14 protein-coding genes and 1 pseudogene are annotated in these 16,125 nt (G+C 65.1%); 11 read left to right on the plus strand and 4 right to left on the minus strand.

Translation table 11 applies throughout. The features are described from left to right. The 6 genes and pseudogenes from G3N59_RS05185 to G3N59_RS05210 form a co-directional block, all read left to right on the plus strand. Nucleotides 1-127 (plus strand): annotated as a pseudogene (locus G3N59_RS05185) (acetyl-CoA C-acetyltransferase); the annotation flags it as partial. A 174-nt stretch (nucleotides 128-301) separates the two neighbouring features. Further along, nucleotides 302-1,042, plus strand: coding sequence for a 3-ketoacyl-ACP reductase (locus tag G3N59_RS05190; RefSeq protein WP_205981499.1), 741 nt, complete (start codon nucleotides 302-304; stop codon nucleotides 1,040-1,042). 151 nt (nucleotides 1,043-1,193) lie between these two features. Then, nucleotides 1,194-1,805: a polyhydroxyalkanoate synthesis repressor PhaR gene (gene phaR / locus G3N59_RS05195; protein WP_205981500.1), complete on the plus strand. Its 612-nt coding sequence runs from the start codon at nucleotides 1,194-1,196 to the stop codon at nucleotides 1,803-1,805. Nucleotides 1,806-2,193: 388 nt separating this feature from the next. Continuing rightward, the gene (gene rimO / locus G3N59_RS05200) at nucleotides 2,194-3,531 is read left to right on the plus strand and encodes a 30S ribosomal protein S12 methylthiotransferase RimO (RefSeq protein WP_205981501.1); all 1,338 of its coding nucleotides are present in this window, start codon (nucleotides 2,194-2,196) and stop codon (nucleotides 3,529-3,531) included. 5 nt (nucleotides 3,532-3,536) lie between these two features. Then, nucleotides 3,537-4,481: a sugar kinase gene (locus tag G3N59_RS05205; protein ID WP_205981502.1), complete on the plus strand. Its 945-nt coding sequence runs from the start codon at nucleotides 3,537-3,539 to the stop codon at nucleotides 4,479-4,481. A gap of 61 nt (nucleotides 4,482-4,542) precedes the next feature. Beyond that, nucleotides 4,543-5,088, plus strand: coding sequence for a hypothetical protein (locus G3N59_RS05210; RefSeq protein ID WP_205981503.1), 546 nt, complete (start codon nucleotides 4,543-4,545; stop codon nucleotides 5,086-5,088). A 12-nt stretch (nucleotides 5,089-5,100) separates the two neighbouring features. Here the strand turns inward: G3N59_RS05210 and G3N59_RS05215 are convergent, their stop codons facing one another. Next, nucleotides 5,101-6,066 (minus strand): DNA-binding protein, encoded by a 966-nt coding sequence (locus G3N59_RS05215; protein ID WP_205981504.1) that lies wholly within the window; start codon nucleotides 6,064-6,066, stop codon nucleotides 5,101-5,103. Nucleotides 6,067-6,228: 162 nt separating this feature from the next. Here G3N59_RS05215 and G3N59_RS05220 point away from each other — a divergent pair, with 162 nt between their 5' ends. Beyond that, entirely contained in the window at nucleotides 6,229-7,362 is a 1,134-nt protein-coding gene (locus G3N59_RS05220; RefSeq protein WP_205981505.1) for a tyrosine-type recombinase/integrase, read from the plus strand. Between the two features lie 142 nt (nucleotides 7,363-7,504). Next, complete coding sequence (locus G3N59_RS05225; protein ID WP_205981506.1) at nucleotides 7,505-8,689, plus strand: cystathionine beta-lyase; 1,185 nt, start codon at nucleotides 7,505-7,507, stop codon at nucleotides 8,687-8,689. An 83-nt stretch (nucleotides 8,690-8,772) separates the two neighbouring features. Here G3N59_RS05225 and serB read toward each other — a convergent pair whose 3' ends face one another. Further along, nucleotides 8,773-9,612 carry a phosphoserine phosphatase SerB gene (gene serB, locus G3N59_RS05230; RefSeq protein ID WP_205981507.1) on the minus strand — a complete coding sequence of 280 codons (840 nt, stop codon included), beginning with the start codon at nucleotides 9,610-9,612 and terminating at the stop codon, nucleotides 8,773-8,775. Between the two features lie 324 nt (nucleotides 9,613-9,936). On the opposite strand from serB, the gene ligD reads away from it, so the two are divergent. Together ligD and G3N59_RS05240 are read left to right on the plus strand one after the other, a co-directional pair. Further along, nucleotides 9,937-11,058 carry a non-homologous end-joining DNA ligase gene (gene ligD, locus G3N59_RS05235; RefSeq protein WP_205981508.1) on the plus strand — a complete coding sequence of 374 codons (1,122 nt, stop codon included), beginning with the start codon at nucleotides 9,937-9,939 and terminating at the stop codon, nucleotides 11,056-11,058. 228 nt (nucleotides 11,059-11,286) lie between these two features. Then, nucleotides 11,287-11,847: a DUF6013 family protein gene (locus G3N59_RS05240; RefSeq protein WP_205981509.1), complete on the plus strand. Its 561-nt coding sequence runs from the start codon at nucleotides 11,287-11,289 to the stop codon at nucleotides 11,845-11,847. 51 nt (nucleotides 11,848-11,898) lie between these two features. Here the strand turns inward: G3N59_RS05240 and fetB are convergent, their stop codons facing one another. Together fetB and G3N59_RS05250 are read right to left on the minus strand one after the other, a co-directional pair. After that, a complete protein-coding gene (gene fetB / locus G3N59_RS05245; RefSeq protein WP_205981510.1) occupies nucleotides 11,899-12,714 on the minus strand; it encodes an iron export ABC transporter permease subunit FetB in 816 nt (271 codons plus the stop codon). Beyond that, entirely contained in the window at nucleotides 12,711-13,418 is a 708-nt protein-coding gene (locus G3N59_RS05250; RefSeq protein ID WP_205981887.1) for an ATP-binding cassette domain-containing protein, read from the minus strand. Before G3N59_RS05250 ends, fetB begins: the two co-directional genes overlap by 4 nt. 182 nt (nucleotides 13,419-13,600) lie before the next feature. Between G3N59_RS05250 and G3N59_RS05255 the strand changes: the two genes are divergently transcribed. Further along, nucleotides 13,601-16,054: an AsmA family protein gene (locus G3N59_RS05255; protein WP_205981511.1), complete on the plus strand. Its 2,454-nt coding sequence runs from the start codon at nucleotides 13,601-13,603 to the stop codon at nucleotides 16,052-16,054. Nucleotides 16,055-16,125: the final 71 nt, after the last annotated feature.

A 16,125-nucleotide genomic window follows, 5' to 3' on the forward strand; every position in this document is an offset into this window, starting at 1 on the left:
CGCATCGGGTTGCCGCATTCTGGTGACGCTGCTGCATGAAATGCAGCGCCGCGACGCGAAGCGCGGCCTGGCGTCGCTGTGTATCGGCGGCGGTATGGGCGTGGCGCTCGCACTCGAGCGTCTGTAAGACACAGCGGATCACGGTGCGGCCGTGCGGCTTCGGCGCGGCTGCGACTGGCGTTGATTGACGTAATGCGCGCTCACGGGCGGCGCACGGCGCAGACGCAGTAGGGAGCAGCAGGCAGAGGCGAAGCCGGAGCCGTCGATCGGCGCTTCGGATAACGATAATGGAGTGTGGTTTATGTCACAGCGTATTGCGTATGTAACGGGCGGTATGGGCGGCATCGGAACGGCAATCTGCCAGCGCCTCGAAAAGCAGGGCTTCAAGGTTGTCGCGGGCTGCGGCCCGAACTCGCCGCGCCGCGTGAAGTGGCTCGAAGAGCAGAAAGCGCTGGGCTTTAACTTCATCGCGTCGGAAGGCAATGTGGGCGACTGGGACTCGACGGCCCAGGCCTTCGACAAGGTCAAATCGGAAGTAGGCGAAGTCGACGTGCTGGTCAACAACGCCGGCATCACGCGCGACGTGGTGTTCCGGAAGATGACGCGCGAAGACTGGACGGCGGTGATCGACACCAACCTCACAAGCCTCTTCAACGTCACCAAACAGGTGATCGACGGCATGGTCGAACGCGGTTTCGGCCGGGTCATCAATATTTCGTCGGTGAATGGTCAGAAGGGCCAGTTCGGCCAGACCAACTACTCGACCGCCAAGGCCGGCATTCACGGCTTCACGATGGCGCTCGCGCAGGAAGTCGCGACCAAGGGCGTGACGGTCAACACGGTGTCGCCGGGCTATATCGGCACGGACATGGTGAAATCGATCCGCCCCGACGTGCTCGAAAAGATCGTCGCGACGATTCCGGTGCGCCGTCTGGGCGCGCCCGAAGAAATCGCCTCGATCGTTGCGTGGCTCGCTTCGGAAGAATCGGGCTTCGCGACCGGTGCAGACTTCTCGCTCAACGGCGGGTTGCACATGGGCTGATGCCCGCTGCCGCGCGTGTTGAAGGGCACGTGCGGCAACAGCGGGATCAAGGGCGGCGGCGGCCTGTTTGCACACCGGGGCAGGCCGCCGCCGGGGTAGACAACGCGCGATGGCATTGGCCTTCGCGCGTTGGCGCATACAAGGGCGACACATGACGACTACAAAGAAAACCGCCGAACGACTGATCAAGAAGTATCCGAATCGTCGGCTGTACGACACGGAGACAAGCACCTACATCACGTTGACTGATGTGAAGCAACTCGTGCTGGATCAGGAGGAGTTCAAGGTCATCGACGCGAAGTCCAACGAGGATCTGACGCGCAGCATCCTGCTGCAGATCATCCTTGAGGAAGAGGGCGGCGGTCTGCCGATGTTCTCGTCGTCGATGCTGTCGCAGATCATCCGTTTCTATGGACATGCGATGCAGGGCATGATGGGCACCTACTTGGAAAAGAACATCCAGGCGTTCATCGACATCCAGAACAAGCTCGCGGATCAGTCGAAGGGCCTTTACGAAGGCAACGCGATGAACCCCGAGGTCTGGTCGCAGTTCATGAACATGCAGGCGCCGATGATGCAGGGCATGATGACCAGCTACATCGAGCAGTCGAAGAACATGTTCGTGCAGATGCAGGAGCAGATGCAGAACCAGGCGAAGAACATGTTCAGCACCTTCCCGTTCAAGCCGGCTTCCCCGGTTTCGCCTGCGGCGCCCGCTCAAGGCGCGAAGGAAAATGCGAGCGACGAGGAAGAGAAGAAGTAACGCGTAGCGAATGAAAGCGGCGAGGCGCGGCAGCCCACGCGCCGGTGGCCGCTTGTTTGTTTTTTGGGGTTAGCCGCGCTTTCCCTGTTTGATCTTGCCTCCGTCGGCATCGTGCCGGGGCATGCCTGGGCGTTCACGTCATTGCTCGTTTGCCGGGTGCATGCGGAGAAATGGCCCCAGATCGATTCCTCTTCCGACCCTCACGTCCAACGTCCGTTCAACGTCGTTAGCCAGCCACGCGGCCCCCCTCCATACGCCAAATGGGTAAAATGGCGGATTGGCCTGAATTCGCGCGGCGCAACGAACGCCTTGCACCCCACATCCGGACGTACACGTGAAAAACCCTGTTGAATCAACGACCTCCCACAAACCTGCCCCGCGCGTCGGGATGGTTTCCCTCGGCTGCCCGAAGGCGCTAGTCGACTCCGAGCAGATCATTACCCAGCTGCGTGCGGAAGGTTATGAAATCTCGGGTTCGTACGACGGTGCGGATCTCGTGGTGGTCAACACCTGCGGCTTTATCGACGAAGCCGTGCAGGAAAGCCTCGACGCCATCGGCGAGGCGCTCAGCGAAAACGGCAAGGTGATCGTCACCGGCTGTCTGGGCAAGAAGGCGAGCGCCAGCGGCTCGAACCTGATCGAGGAAGTGCACCCGAAGGTGCTGGCCGTGACCGGCCCGCATGCCGTCGGCGAAGTGATGCAGGCGGTGCACAGCCATCTGCCCAAGCCGCACGATCCGTTCGTCGATCTCGTGCCGCCCGCGGGCATCAAGCTCACGCCGCGCCACTACGCGTATCTGAAAATTTCCGAAGGCTGCAACCACCGCTGCACGTTCTGCATCATCCCGTCGATGCGCGGCGATCTGGTGTCGCGCCCGATCGCGGAAGTCATGCTCGAAGCGGAAAACCTCTTCAAGTCGGGCGTGAAGGAACTGCTGGTGATTTCGCAGGACACGAGCGCCTACGGCGTGGACGTGAAGTACCGCACCGGTTTCTGGAACGGCAAGCCGGTCAAGACGCGCATGACCGATCTGGTCGCCGCGCTGGGCGAGCTGGCAGCGCAATACGGCGCGTGGGTGCGTCTGCACTACGTCTACCCGTACCCGAGCGTCGACGAAGTCATTCCGCTGATGGCCGAAGGTCCGTTCAAGGGGCACGTGCTGCCGTATCTCGACGTGCCGTTCCAGCACGCGCACCCCGAAGTGCTCAAGCGCATGAAGCGCCCCGCGAACGCGGAAAAGGTCATGGAGCGTGTGAAGGCGTGGCGCGAAATGTGCCCGGATCTGACGATCCGCAGCACCTTTATCGCCGGTTTCCCGGGCGAGACCGAAGAGCAGTTCGAAACGCTGCTCGACTTTATCCGCGAAGCCGATCTGGATCGCGTGGGCTGCTTCGCCTACTCGCCGGTCGAGGGCGCGACGGCCAACGAACTCGACGGCGCGCTGCCGGACGAAGTGCGCGAGGCGCGCCGCGCGCGCTTCATGGAAGTGGCCGAAGAAGTGTCGGCGAAGCGCATGCAGCGCAAGGTCGGCAAGACGCTCAAGGTGCTGATCGACGAGATCAACCCGGACGGCGGCATTGGCCGTACCGCGGCCGACGCGCCGGAAATCGACGGCGTGGTCTACGTTGCGCCGGCGACCAAGGCGTCGAAGCGCTACAAGGTGGGCGATTTCGTTTCGGTGAAGATCACCGGCGCGGACGGCCACGATCTGTGGGGCGAGGTCTGAGCGGTATGACGGCTGCAACGCCCGCGGCTGCAATGCCCGACATCCTGGCCTACGGCGAGGCCATGGTCGAATTCAACCAGGCGGCGCCCGGCAAGCCCGACTACCTGCAGGGTTTCGGCGGCGATACGTCGAATTTCGCGATCGCCGCCGCGCGCCAGGGCGCGCGCACGGGTTTTGTGTCGGCGCTCGGCGACGATCAGTTCGGGCGTCTGCTGCTCGATCTGTGGACGCGCGAAGGTGTCGATACTTCGCATGTGCGTGTGAGCGCTGAGGCGCCCACCGGCGTCTACTTCGTCTCGCACGGCCCAAGCGGGCACGCATTCGACTATCTGCGCAAAGGTTCGGCGGCGAGCCGTTACGCGCCGGGCGATCTGCCGCTCGACGCGCTGGCTGCGGCGCGCGTGTTGCATCTCTCGGGTATCAGCGTGGCGATTGGCGATGCCGCCTGCGACGCGGCCTTCGCCGCGATCGAGCATGCGCGCGCCAACGGCGTGCAGGTGAGTTTCGATACCAATCTGCGCTTGAAGCTTTGGCCGCTCGCGCGCGCTCGCGCCGTGATGACCGAAGTGCTGCGCCTGACCGATATCTGTCTGCCTAGCTGGGACGATGTGGCGGTGCTGACCGGTCTTGACGATCGCGATGCCATCGTCGATCGGCTGCTGACGCTGGGTGTGCGCGTCGTTGCGCTCAAGCTGGGCAAGGAAGGCGCGTACGTTGCCACGCCGGATGAGCGTCGGCTGGTGCCGGGTCGCGTCGTCGCGGCGGTCGATGCGACGGGTGCGGGCGACTGTTTCGGCGGCGCGTTCGTCGCGCGTGTCGTGGCCGGCGACGATCCGTTCGCCGCGGCCCATTACGCCAACGCGGCGGCTGCGCTTTCGACGCTCGGTTATGGCGCCGTCGCGCCGATTCCGCATCGCGCGGATGTCGAGCACGCGCTGGCCTCGGCTTGATTGGCGTGATCGGCAATATCGTCCGCGACTACTCCCAAGCAATCCCGTTCAGAGGAGTCTGATGCAAGTTTCAATCTCGAAAGCCGCGCGCGGTTTGGCATGGTGCGCGGCGGTGGCGATTGCGCTGCCGCTGGCCGCTTGCGCGGTCGGCGACAATCACGCAACGGACGCTGCGGCGAGCGCGCCCGTGCATTCGACGCTCAAGCCGAATCCCGAATTCTCGAAGTTGCCGCAGTACGTGGGCACGCTCGGCAAGCGTGCGATCCTGATGCGACTGGGCGCCAAGACCGATCCCGACGATCCGTCCGGCGTACACGGCGAGTATCAGTTCCGCGATACCGGCGAAGTGATCCTGATCGCCGGCGACCGCACGGGCCAGACGCTCGAAGCGGAAGAGTCGAACGACGGTACGCGCATCACCGGCAACTGGGTCGGCACGTTCGCCGCCGACGGTTCGCTGTCGGGCGACCGTATGGAAGTGGACGATTCGCATCCCGTGCCGTTCGAGTTGAAGCCGCTCGCGGCAGGCGCTACACCTGCGCCCGCACCCGCTGCAAAGAGCGGCAATGCGGTAGGTGGCGTCGGCAATGTCGTGACCGGCGAGTGACCGCTTAAGGCGTCATTCCGTTTCGGCTGGCCGCTCGCGCGTACTGCGCGGCACGGCCAGCGCCGCGCGCTTCAATTTCGCGCGCGAGCGATTGCGCATCGCGGCCAGCCGGTTTTCCAGCGCTTCGCGCTCGCGTTGCCATTCGCCGCGTTCCCGCATCGACGCTTCATTTGCCTGCTGCGCCTCGCGCAGCGCGTCGTCCTGACGCGTTTCGTGAGCGCGCGCCGCGCCCAGTTCTCCGAGCAGGGTTTCATTGCGTTGCTGAAGCGACGCGGCAAGCGTATCCGCACGCTTGCGCTCTTCGCGGGCCTCGCTGATCTGCTGCATCATGTGGCGCTGCACGCCTTCCATGCGCTGCGTCGCCTTGTCCAGTTCGGACTGAAAAGCCGCATCGCGCGCTTCCAGCGACACGCGCAACGCGCCGATCGCTTTTTCGTGTTCTTCCCGTTGTTCGCGCAGCCGCGTTTCGGCGTTATCGCGTTCGTGGTTGCGCTGGGTTTCCAGCGCATCGACGCGATTTCGGGCGTCTTCTGCGCGCGCATTGGCCGCTTCGAGTTGCGGTTTTAGCACCGCGATCTGCTCGTTCAGCGCCGCCAGTTCCACTTCGCGCAGCTTCAGCGCTTCTTCGGCGGCCGCGCACGCTGCCAGCGCTTCGGCGGCGCGTGATTCCGACTGCGCGGTGGCGTGTTCCAGTTCGGCCACGCGCGCGTCATAAACCTTTTCCCCATGCTCCACGGCGACGGCCCAGATGCCGAGCATCGCATCCGCGACCGCAGGCGGCAGTTGCGAGGCAAGGGCGTCGCTGCGCGTTTTTTCGTCTTTCCACTGCTTGAGTTCGTCGTTGATCGTCGTGCGGCTGCCCTGGCGGATTTCCGCGTAGATGAGGTCGACGGTAAGCTCATGCGGCCGTTTTCCTTCGGCGACGAGGCGAGACGCGGTTTCGCGGGTACGCAAACGGGTATCGCTGATACGTGACATGGTTTTCTGGCAGGAGAAGAGGCGATAGTTTCAAATTTTACTGTATATCATCATATAACGTTATATACATAATGGATTGAGTTGGAAATTTACGATAACACCTATAATCGAAAGTAAAGCTACGATACGATTCACTCAACGCCCGAAATCGCCTCCGAATCGATGTCCGAAGACGCCATTGCCTTGCTTCCCGCTCTGCCGCCCGCGCTCGACGGCCGAAGCGGCACGAATCGCGCACGCGGCGGGGTAGCGCAGACCGCCGCGCGCACCGATATCGAAGCCGTGCGCCTCTGGCTGGCCGAATACGTCGATTCCCCGCACACCTTGCGCAGCTATCGGAAAGAAGCGGTGCGCCTGATGCTGTGGGCCACGCGCGCGCTCGACAAACCGCTGTCCAGCCTCACACGCGAGGATTTCGTGCTCTACGAGCAATTCCTCGCCGCGCCGCAGGGCGATTGGGTCGATCCGGCGCGTCCGCGCAAAGGCCGCGAGCGCCGGCTGTTCGAAGGGCCGCTTTCGCCGCGCAGCCGCCGCCAGGCGATGGGTATCCTCGGCGGGCTGTTCAACTATCTGGTGGCGGCGGGTTATCTCGCCGGCAATCCGCTGGCCTTGCGCCGCGCCCGCGCACCGCAGGCACCGCGCAGCCGGCGCGTCGAACGCTATCTCGACCAGACGCTCTGGCAGCAGGTGCTCGACGGCGTCGACGCTTTCCCGCAAGACACGCCGCGCGAGCGTCAGCATTACGAGCGATGCCGCTGGCTCATGCGCTTCCTCTATCGCACGGCGTTACGCGCCAGCGAAGCCGCACAGGCGCGCGCGGGCGATTTCGAGCGTCGGCGTGGCCGCTGGTGGCTGCGTGTCGTGGGCAAGGGCGGCGTAGAGGGCGACGTGCCCGTGAGCGACGAACTGATGGCGGATTTCGCGCGCTATCGTGCTTTTCACGGTCTGCCGGAAGTCCCGTCGCCGGGAGAGTTGCGTCCGGCCGTGCTCGGCGTCGCGGGCGGCGATACCCACCCGCTGACATCCACGGCCGTGTATCTGATCGTGAAAACGGTGTTCCGGCGCATTGCCGATACCCTCGACGCTCGCGATCCCGCGAGCGCGGCCACGCTGCGCCGCGCCTCGACGCACTGGCTGCGCCACACCGCCGCGACGCATCAAGCCGATGCAGGCACGGACCTGCGCTATATCCAGAAGAATCTGCGTCACGCGTCGATCGAAACGACCGGCCTCTACCTGCACGCCGACGACGACGCGCGCCACGCCCAGACCGTGGGCGACAAACCGGCCGCCTGATCCGGATCAAGCCCAGGCACGATCCATTACGGATCATCCCCAGCGGCGCCGGTGTTAATCTTCGGCATGCGGCGCGGGAGTGGTTCAGCAGGACCCGTCCGCGCCATGTCACCCTCCGCGCCTTAACCGCCAGCACTCCGTTATGAAGAAATCCGACACCCATCGCGCCTTGCAGACGCGCATCGTCAATCCGCAGGACGACATCACGCCCGGCTTCGAATCGTTCGCCGCGCCCGTCACGCGCGCCTCGACCGTCGTGTTCCCGGACCTCGCGACCGTGCGCGGCCTCGACTGGAAAAACGACGCGCAATGGCGCTACGGCCTGCACGCGACGCCCACCTCGACGATGCTGATGCAACGTCTTGCCGAGATCGAAGGCGGCGAGCAGGCGCTGCTGCAACCGTCGGGCCTCTCGTCGATCTCGAACGTGTATTTCGGTCTCCTGAAAGCCGGCGACGATGTGCTGATTCCCGACAATGTCTATTCGCCGAACCGCGATCTGGGCGACTGGCTCGCACGCGACTTCGGTTTGACGGCGCGCTATTACGATCCGATGATCGGCGCGGGTATCGAAGCGCTGATCCGCCCGGAAACGAAGCTGATCTGGCTGGAAGCGCCCGGCTCGGTGACGATGGAAGTGCCCGATGTGCCCGCAATCACGGCCGTCGCGCGCAAACATAACGTGATCACTGCCATCGACAATACGTGGTCCGCGGGCCTCGCGTTCAAGCCCTTCGATCATGGCGTCGATATCTCCGTGCAGGCGCTCACGAAGTATCAATCGGGCGGCAGCGACGTGCTGATGGGCGCGACCATCACGCGCGATCGCGATCTCTATCTGAAGCTCAAACTGGCGCGCATGCGTACGGGGATCGGCGTGTCGTCGGATGACTGCTCGCTTGTGCTGCGCGGTCTGCCGAGCATGAAAGTGCGTTTCGACGCGCATGACCGCACGGCGCTCTCGCTCGCGCAATGGCTCAAAACGCGTAGTGAAATCGTGGCGATGCTGCATCCCGCCTTCGAAGATTGCCCCGGCCACGAATTCTACAAACGCGACTTCACGGGCGCGGGCGGGCTGTTTTCGGTGATCTTCGATGAGCGCTACAGCGCTGCGCAGATCGACACGTTCTGCGAATCGCTCGACCTGTTCGCGCTGGGCTGGAGCTGGGGCGGCGCGCGCAGCCTTGCGATGCCGTACGACATCGCGTCGATGCGCACGGCCGCGCAATGGCCGCATCGCGGCACGCTGGTGCGTTTCTACATCGGCCTGGAAGACGAAGCCGATCTGCGCGCCGACATCGAGCGCGCACTCGCTACGCTCGCGTAAAAGCCCGCGCATAAAAGCAAACGGCCGCGCCTGTCTTCTGGGACAGGCGCGGCCGTGCTAGTTTTTGCGGCTGGCTTTGTCGATCAGAACAGACGCAGCAGACCGTCCAGACCGACGAAATTAAACGCGACGCTCGCCGCTTCGCGCACCACCGGCTTGGCGCGGAACGCCACCGACAGACCGGCCACGGCCATCATCTTCAGATCGTTCGAGCCGTCGCCCATCGCGATCGCACGGCGCGGATCGATACCCAGTTGCGCGCAGGTTTCGCTGACGGTACGCGCCTTCACTTCGGCGTTGACGATCTCGCCCGTGACGCGGCCCGTGAGCTTGCCGTCGACGATTTCCAGCGAGTTCGCCCGCGTGAAGTCGAGGCCGAGGCGCGCCTTCAGACGCTCCGTGAAGAACGTGAAGCCGCCCGAGACCAGCAGCGTCTTCAGACCCGCCGCCTTCGCGCCCGCGAGCATCTTTTCCGCGCCGGGCGAGAGTTGCAGACGCTCTTCGTAGACGCGCTCCAGCGCGCTCGCGTCGAGGCCCTTGAGCAGCGCCACGCGGCGCGTGAGGCTTTCGTTGAAGTCCTTGATCTCGCCGCGCATCGACGCTTCGGTGATTGCCGCGACTTCGGCTTTCAGGCCGCAAAAATCGGCGATTTCATCGATGCACTCGATCGTGATGAGCGTCGAATCCATGTCCATCGCCACGAGGCCGAAGCTGCCGAGCGTGCGGCCCGGTTCCACGAATGCGTAGTCGAGCTGATGCACGCCGCAATAGACGTCGAGGTCCGGGCGCTGCGCGGGTACGGCGTCTTCGATACGGATCGCGTGTTCGTCGATCGGCACAAGGCGGCTGCCGCGTGCGAGCGCGAGCAGCGGCTTGTGGTGAACGTCTTGCAGCGGAGCGGGACTCTGGATGACGAGATTCATGACGTGTGCGGCGCAAGGCGCCCCGGAAGCGGCTGGAGTGGAGTCAGATTCGGGGCAGGAATCGAAACAGGGCGCGAAGACGGCCGGACGTTTCCCTATGAGGAAAGCTCCAGCCGGCATGCGCGGCGAAAACGCGAATTGTACCGTTTCGATAGTCCAATGCGGCCCACCGCACACCTTACGAAGACGAAAGCCCGCTTTCGAGGCACAATGAATGCTCGTGCGGCGTCCGACGGGGGGCGGCCGCCGCGTGCCGTCAACCACGTATCGCGAGCCGCGTCGCGCGACGCGTTGCATGCGCCCATCGGCGCCAGGGGAACCGGTATGCAGGACGCTCATCCCAGCCAGACAAGTCCTGGCCGAACGCCGACCGGCGCGCGCAGGCAGGCCCAGGAAAGCGCAGCGCCTTCCACGCATGAAGTGCTTCAAGCCCCTGAGATGTCGAAGGAGCCGGAAGTACGCGGTGTTCCCGTCGCGCGCACAGCGCGTGCCTCGACTCCCGCTACGCCAGCCCGTTCGCGTGCCGGCCGCGCCAGCACCACCGGCGAGGTGGCCGGTATCCACATCACCAGCGCGCGCCGCATCATCGACGTCGAAAGCGGTATTCGCAAGCTCGATCTCGTGCGCTATTACGCGCGGGCCGCGCCGTGGCTACTGCCGCATCTGCGTGATCGCCCGGCGTCGCTCGTGCGCGCGCCGCAAGGCCTGTCCGGCGAATTGCTGTTTCAGCGTCAGGTCGCCCGCGCACCGATTCCCGGCGCGACGCTCCATGAAGAACTGGATTCCGCGCATCCGCTGATTGGCATCGATTCGCTCGAAGCGCTGATCAACGTGGCGCAGATGGATGCGATCGAGCTTCATACCTGGAACGCGCACGCCGCCGAAATCGAATGGCCCGACCGGATCGTGTTCGATCTCGATCCAGATCCGGCGCTGGGCTGGGATCGCGTGATCGAGGCGGCCGATCTCACCCGCGCGGTGCTCAGCGATCTGGGGCTGGAGTCGTTCTGCAAGACGAGCGGCGGCAAGGGCCTGCATATCGTCGTGCCGATCACGCCCGGGCCGGGCTGGGACGACACCAAGGCTTTTGCGCGCGCGGTGGCGCAACGTCTGGCGTCGGGCTGGCCGACGCTGTTCACGGCCACGATGGGCGTCGAGCATCACAGAAAGAAAATCTTCGTCGATTACCTGCGCAACGTGCGCGGTGCCAGCACGGCGGTCGCTTATGGCGTGCGTGCGCGGCCGGGCATGGGCGTTTCCGTGCCGATCGGCTGGGACGAACTCGCGCAGACGACCGGCGGCGCGCACTGGACGCTGGCCAATATCGACGTGCGGCTCAAGCAACTGAACCGGCCGAAGCGCGCGGCGCCGTGGGCGCGCTACGGCCAGGTGCAGCAGACGGTGAGCAGCGAATTGACGCTGCGGCTGGAGGAGGGCGGCGCCTGAGTCGTCGCTGCGCGGTCTACAAAACCTGTCCGGTGGCAAGCCGTATAAAACCTGGGCCGGGCGACGCCATCGCCCGGCGCACGGCTTCGCGCGGCGCGCTAGACTGACAGGAGAACAATTCGCCACGTAAATTCGCCACGTAAATCCGCCACGTAATCCGCCACGTGTTCGCGTGTCGCCCCGGCCACGTCGTTCGCGGTCGTGGCGGCTCCCCCAAGGAGGTGACGCATGCCCTGCAGCCGCACCCGCTCCCGCCGCACTCGCGCGGCGCTCGCTCATGTTGCCGTTGCCGTGACCTGCGCGTGCACGATCGCGCTGCCGGCTCACGCCTCGCCGCCGATCAAGGTGACCTCGCAGGCCGCACCCGACGGTCCGATCCGCTACACGGTCAAAGTGACGTCGAAGCTCTACGGCAACGCCCAGGAAACGCGCACACTGCGCTCGGGCGATACCGATGACTTCACCTGGCGCTCCACGCCGCCGGGCGGCGCGGTGCCCGCCGCGCAAAGTTGCCCTGACTACAGTTCCTTGCCGCTCGACGCCAACGGCGCGATGGTGCGCCAGACCCAGTTGCGTCTCGCGCCGATCGTCGCGCAAAACGGTACGGCCAATGTGCAGGTGAGCTTCCGCGCCCAGGCGCCGCGTGGCGGCAAGGCGGCGGGCGGCGCGCAATGCCCGGAAGTGGTCGCGCATAGCGAAGTGCTGCATTTTTCGATGCCGACCAACGGCACGGCAAAAACGCTCACGCTCAGTGACGGCACGCAGTTGAGCGTTTCGGCACAGCGCTAGGCGTTCGCTTCACGGCGGTCTCTGCGTCCGCGTCTACTCGCGGGGACCGCGTCAGCCGCGCGTTTTGGCACGCTCCTTGAGCCGCGCGGCGATAAAGCAGTGATCGGCCGAAAACAGCCGCCGGTACGCCAGAATCACCGCGCCCACCGTTCCCAGCGCCGATGAAGCCGCGATCAGAAACATGATCACGATCTGATAGCGCACCGCCTGCAAAGGCGACTGTCCCGCCAGCACCTGGCCCGTCATCATGCCGGGCAGACTCACGACGCCGACCACGGCCATCTGATTGAGCGTCGGGATCATGCCTGCGCGCACCGCTTCGCGCGCGCTCGCCTGAGCCGCTTCCCAGCGCGTCGCGCCGAGCGCCAGCGCGCTTCCCACGCGATCGCGCCGCGCCGTGAGTTCCTGCATCATGCGCTCGACGCCCAGCGACACGCCCGTGAGCGTATTGCCGAGAATCATGCCGAGAATCGGAATCGCGTATTGCGGCTCGTACCAAGGCCGGATGCGGATCACGGCGAACAGACCCACCGCCGCAACGAGCCAGGCGCTCACCCAGATCGACACGATGCTGTCGACGCGCTGTCCGGCATACGTGCGCGCGCCGCGCTGCGCGCCCGCGAATCCGGCGATCAGCGTCATCAGCGCCATCAGCGGCAGCACTACGTACCAGCGGTTGAACGCGAACACCCAGCCCAGCACATAGCCGATCGCCAGCAGTTGCACGACGGTGCGCACGGCGGCCCACGCGAGCTTGCGTTCGAGATCGAGCTTGAGCAGCACGGAAACCGCGCCGTTCACAAACACCAGCAAGGCCGCAATCGCGACATCGCCGATACCGAGGTCCTGCAACACGCCCGGGCTCATTGCGGTGCTCCGCTGATGGTGGTGGCGGTGGCGGCTTCGCTGAGCACGCCCGCGCGCATCGTCAGGTGGCGCGTGCCGACGCGTTGCGCCTGGGCGGGATCATGCGAAACCCAGACCGTCGCGCGCGCGGCGCGTTCGTGTTCGAACCAGTGAGCGATCAGCGTTTCGACTGCGCGCGCCGAATCGGGATCGAGCGAGGCGGTGGGTTCGTCGAGCAGCAGCGCTTCGGGATCGAGTTGCAGCACGCGCACCAGCGCGACGATCTGCGCTTCGCCGCCCGACAGTTCGGCGGCGTCGCGCTCGAGAAAGTCGCTGCCGCGACCGGCGGCTGCCAGCAGGCTAGCGGCGCGTGCGGCGTCGAAGCTGGCATCGCGATACACCGCCAGCGAATACGGATAACGCAGATTCTCTTCGACCGTGCCGTCGATCAGCGCGGGACGCTGGCGCAGATAGGCGATATGCCGTCGGTAGCGCGGAATCTGCGCGCGCGCGACGCGCTCGCCGTGCCAGAAGATCGAGCCTTCGTCGGCGGGATCGAGCAGCGCCAGCGCGCGCAGGAACACGCTCTTGCCCGAACCGGACGGCCCCGTGAGTACCACGCGCTGGCCTGCCATTAGCGAAAAATTCGCCGGTTGTAGCAAAATCTGGCCGCGTTGCGCGTCGCGGCGCGCGAGCGCGCGTGTCTCGACCAGCGGCGCGGTCAGGCCGCAAGAAGTATCGGCGTGATCGTTCTGGGGGTTCTTCATTAATTGATATTGATGGCTAACAAGGCTGCTACGCAGACATGCGCCCGCGAAAGCGCGCGCATTACGGCTGATGGCCCAGGCGGGCACGCCGGCTGCTTCAAAATCGTTGGCGAAACAACAATGCATAACACGGAGTGCGCATGACGTCACCGCAACCCAAGCCCCGCGGCCCCGGCCGCACACTCGCCAGGATCATCGCATGGCTCGTGGCGGTTGTCGCCGTGCTGATCGCCGCGCTTGCGGTTTTCATCCTGACCTTCGACTGGAATCGCGCCAAACCTTACGTCAACGAAAAAGTGTCGGAGGCGATTGGCCGTCCGTTCGCGATCGTCGGCGATCTGAAGGTGGGCTGGCGCAGGCCGCCGGGCGAAACGGGCTGGCGCGCCTGGGTGCCCTGGCCGCGCTTTTCGGCGCAGCAGATCGAAGTGGCGAACCCCGACTGGACCAAAACGCCCAAGTTCGCCACCCTCGACGAGATCGACTTCGAAGTGGCTGTGCTGCCGCTGCTCGCGCACGACATCGTGATTCCGGCGATCAATCTCGTGAATCCTTCCGTCGATGTCGAACGGCTCGCCGATGGCCGCAATAACTGGACTTTCAAGCTGCCGGCTTCGAGCGGACCGTCGACGTGGAAACTCAATCTGCATGACATCACGTTCTCGAACGGCAATATCGACGTTAGCGACCAGCAGACCAAAACCGATGTGAAAGTGACCGTGAGCCTGCTTGGCCAGGGCATTCCGATCGGCAAGGTGATGGAGCAGCAGGAAGCGGCGTCGCGGCAGGGCTCGGCGCAGGTGATCGGGCGTTCGGGCGCGAACCGGCTCGCGCAGCAGGCGGAAAAGCAGCAGGCTTCGGAAGCGGCGGCGGCCAGTGCTGCGAGTGCTGCGAGCGGTGCCAGCGACGCCAGCGCGGTAACGACCGCCAGCGCGCCCGCCGCTTCGCAGGGCATTGGCTCGAAGCTCGCCGCAATCGGTGCGAGTTCGGCCAGCAACGCCAATGCGGTTTCCGGCGGCAAGACCACGGAACCGTTCTATGCAATCGGCTGGACGGTCAAAGGCACGTACAACAAGACGGCGCTGTCGGGCGAAGGCAAGCTCGGCGGCGTGCTTGCGCTGCAGGACCCGAAGCGCGCCTTCCCGGTGCAGGCCGACGTGCGCGCGGGCGACATGCATATCGCGCTGGTCGGCACGATCACGGACCCCGCGCATCTGGCGGCCGTCGATCTGCGCCTGTGGCTGCAAGGGCAGAGCATGGCGCATCTTTACAACCTCACCGGCGTCACGCTGCCGGAAACGCCGCCCTATGCGACCGAAGGCCGTTTTGTCGGCCAGTTCAAGAAAGGCGCGAGCGTCTTCCGCTATGAAAACTTCACGGGCCGCGTGGGCGGCAGCGATCTGAACGGCACGCTCGTCTACACGCAGCGCCCGACGCGGCCGCTGCTCTCGGGCGCGCTCGTCTCGAACCTGCTGCAGTTTTCCGATCTGGCGCCGGTCATCGGTGCGGACAGCAAGGCGAGCAAAGCCAAACGCGGCGACACCGTCAAGCAGCCCGCCGACCGCGTGATTCCGGTCGAGCCGTTCAAGACCGACCGCTGGAACGCCATCGACGCCGATGTGAAGTTCACCGGCAAGCGCATCATCAAGCAGGGCAGCCTGCCGATCCAGGATCTCTACACGCACGTGATCATGACCGACGGCGTGCTCGCGCTCGATCCGCTGCAGTTCGGCGTCGCCGGCGGCACGCTCGCGACGCGCGTGAACCTCGACGGCGGGCACACGCCGCTCAAGGCGCGCGGCACGGTCGAAGCGCGCCACCTCAAGCTCAAGCAACTGTTCCCGAGCGTCAAGTCGATGCAGTCGGCGCTGGGCGAAATCAACGGCGACGCGTCGCTGTCGGCCACCGGCAATTCGCCGGCGGCGCTGGCGTCCACCTCGAACGGCGAGGTCAAGCTGCTCGTCACGCAAGGCACCGTCAGCCGTCTGCTGATGGAAGCGGCCGGCCTGAACGTGGCGAACGTGGTCTACGAGAAGCTGTTCGGCCAGCGCGACGTGAAGATCAACTGCGCGGCCGCCGATTTCGTGGCGACCAATGGCGTGCTCGATCCGCGCGTGTTCGCACTCGACACCGACGATGCCGTGATCGACATCACTGGCCCGATCGATCTGCGCGACGAATCGATGGACATGAAGGTGCACCCGCATACCAAGGGCTTCCGCATTTTCTCGCTGCGTTCGCCGCTGTATGTGAAGGGCACGTTCAAGAATCCGCACGTGGGCGTCGATGCCGCTGCGCTGGCGCTGCGCGGCGGCGCGATGGTCGGGCTGGGGCTGATCAATCCGTTCGCGGCGCTGATTCCGCTGATCGCGCCGAGCAACAACAAGCCGCTGCCGTGCGATCAGTTGTTCTCGCAGATGCGCCAGCATCCGGTCGCGCCGCCGCCGGGGCAGAAGATGCGCGCGCCGGCTTCCGCGCCGGTGGCGGGCAGCGCGGCGTCGTCGCGTTCATCGGCGCCCGCGAAGACACCGGAAAAGAACACGCGGCCCGACGCGGCTTCGCAGCCGGGCATGCAGAATCTCTATAAGGGAAGCTAACGAAGCTGCACGTCAAAAGCAGGCGCGCATGACAAAACGCCCGACGCTGATTTCACATAGCGTCGGGCGTT

It is taken from the genome of Paraburkholderia sp. Ac-20340, from assembly GCF_017104965.1.
Taxonomy (GTDB): Bacteria; Pseudomonadota; Gammaproteobacteria; order Burkholderiales; family Burkholderiaceae; genus Paraburkholderia.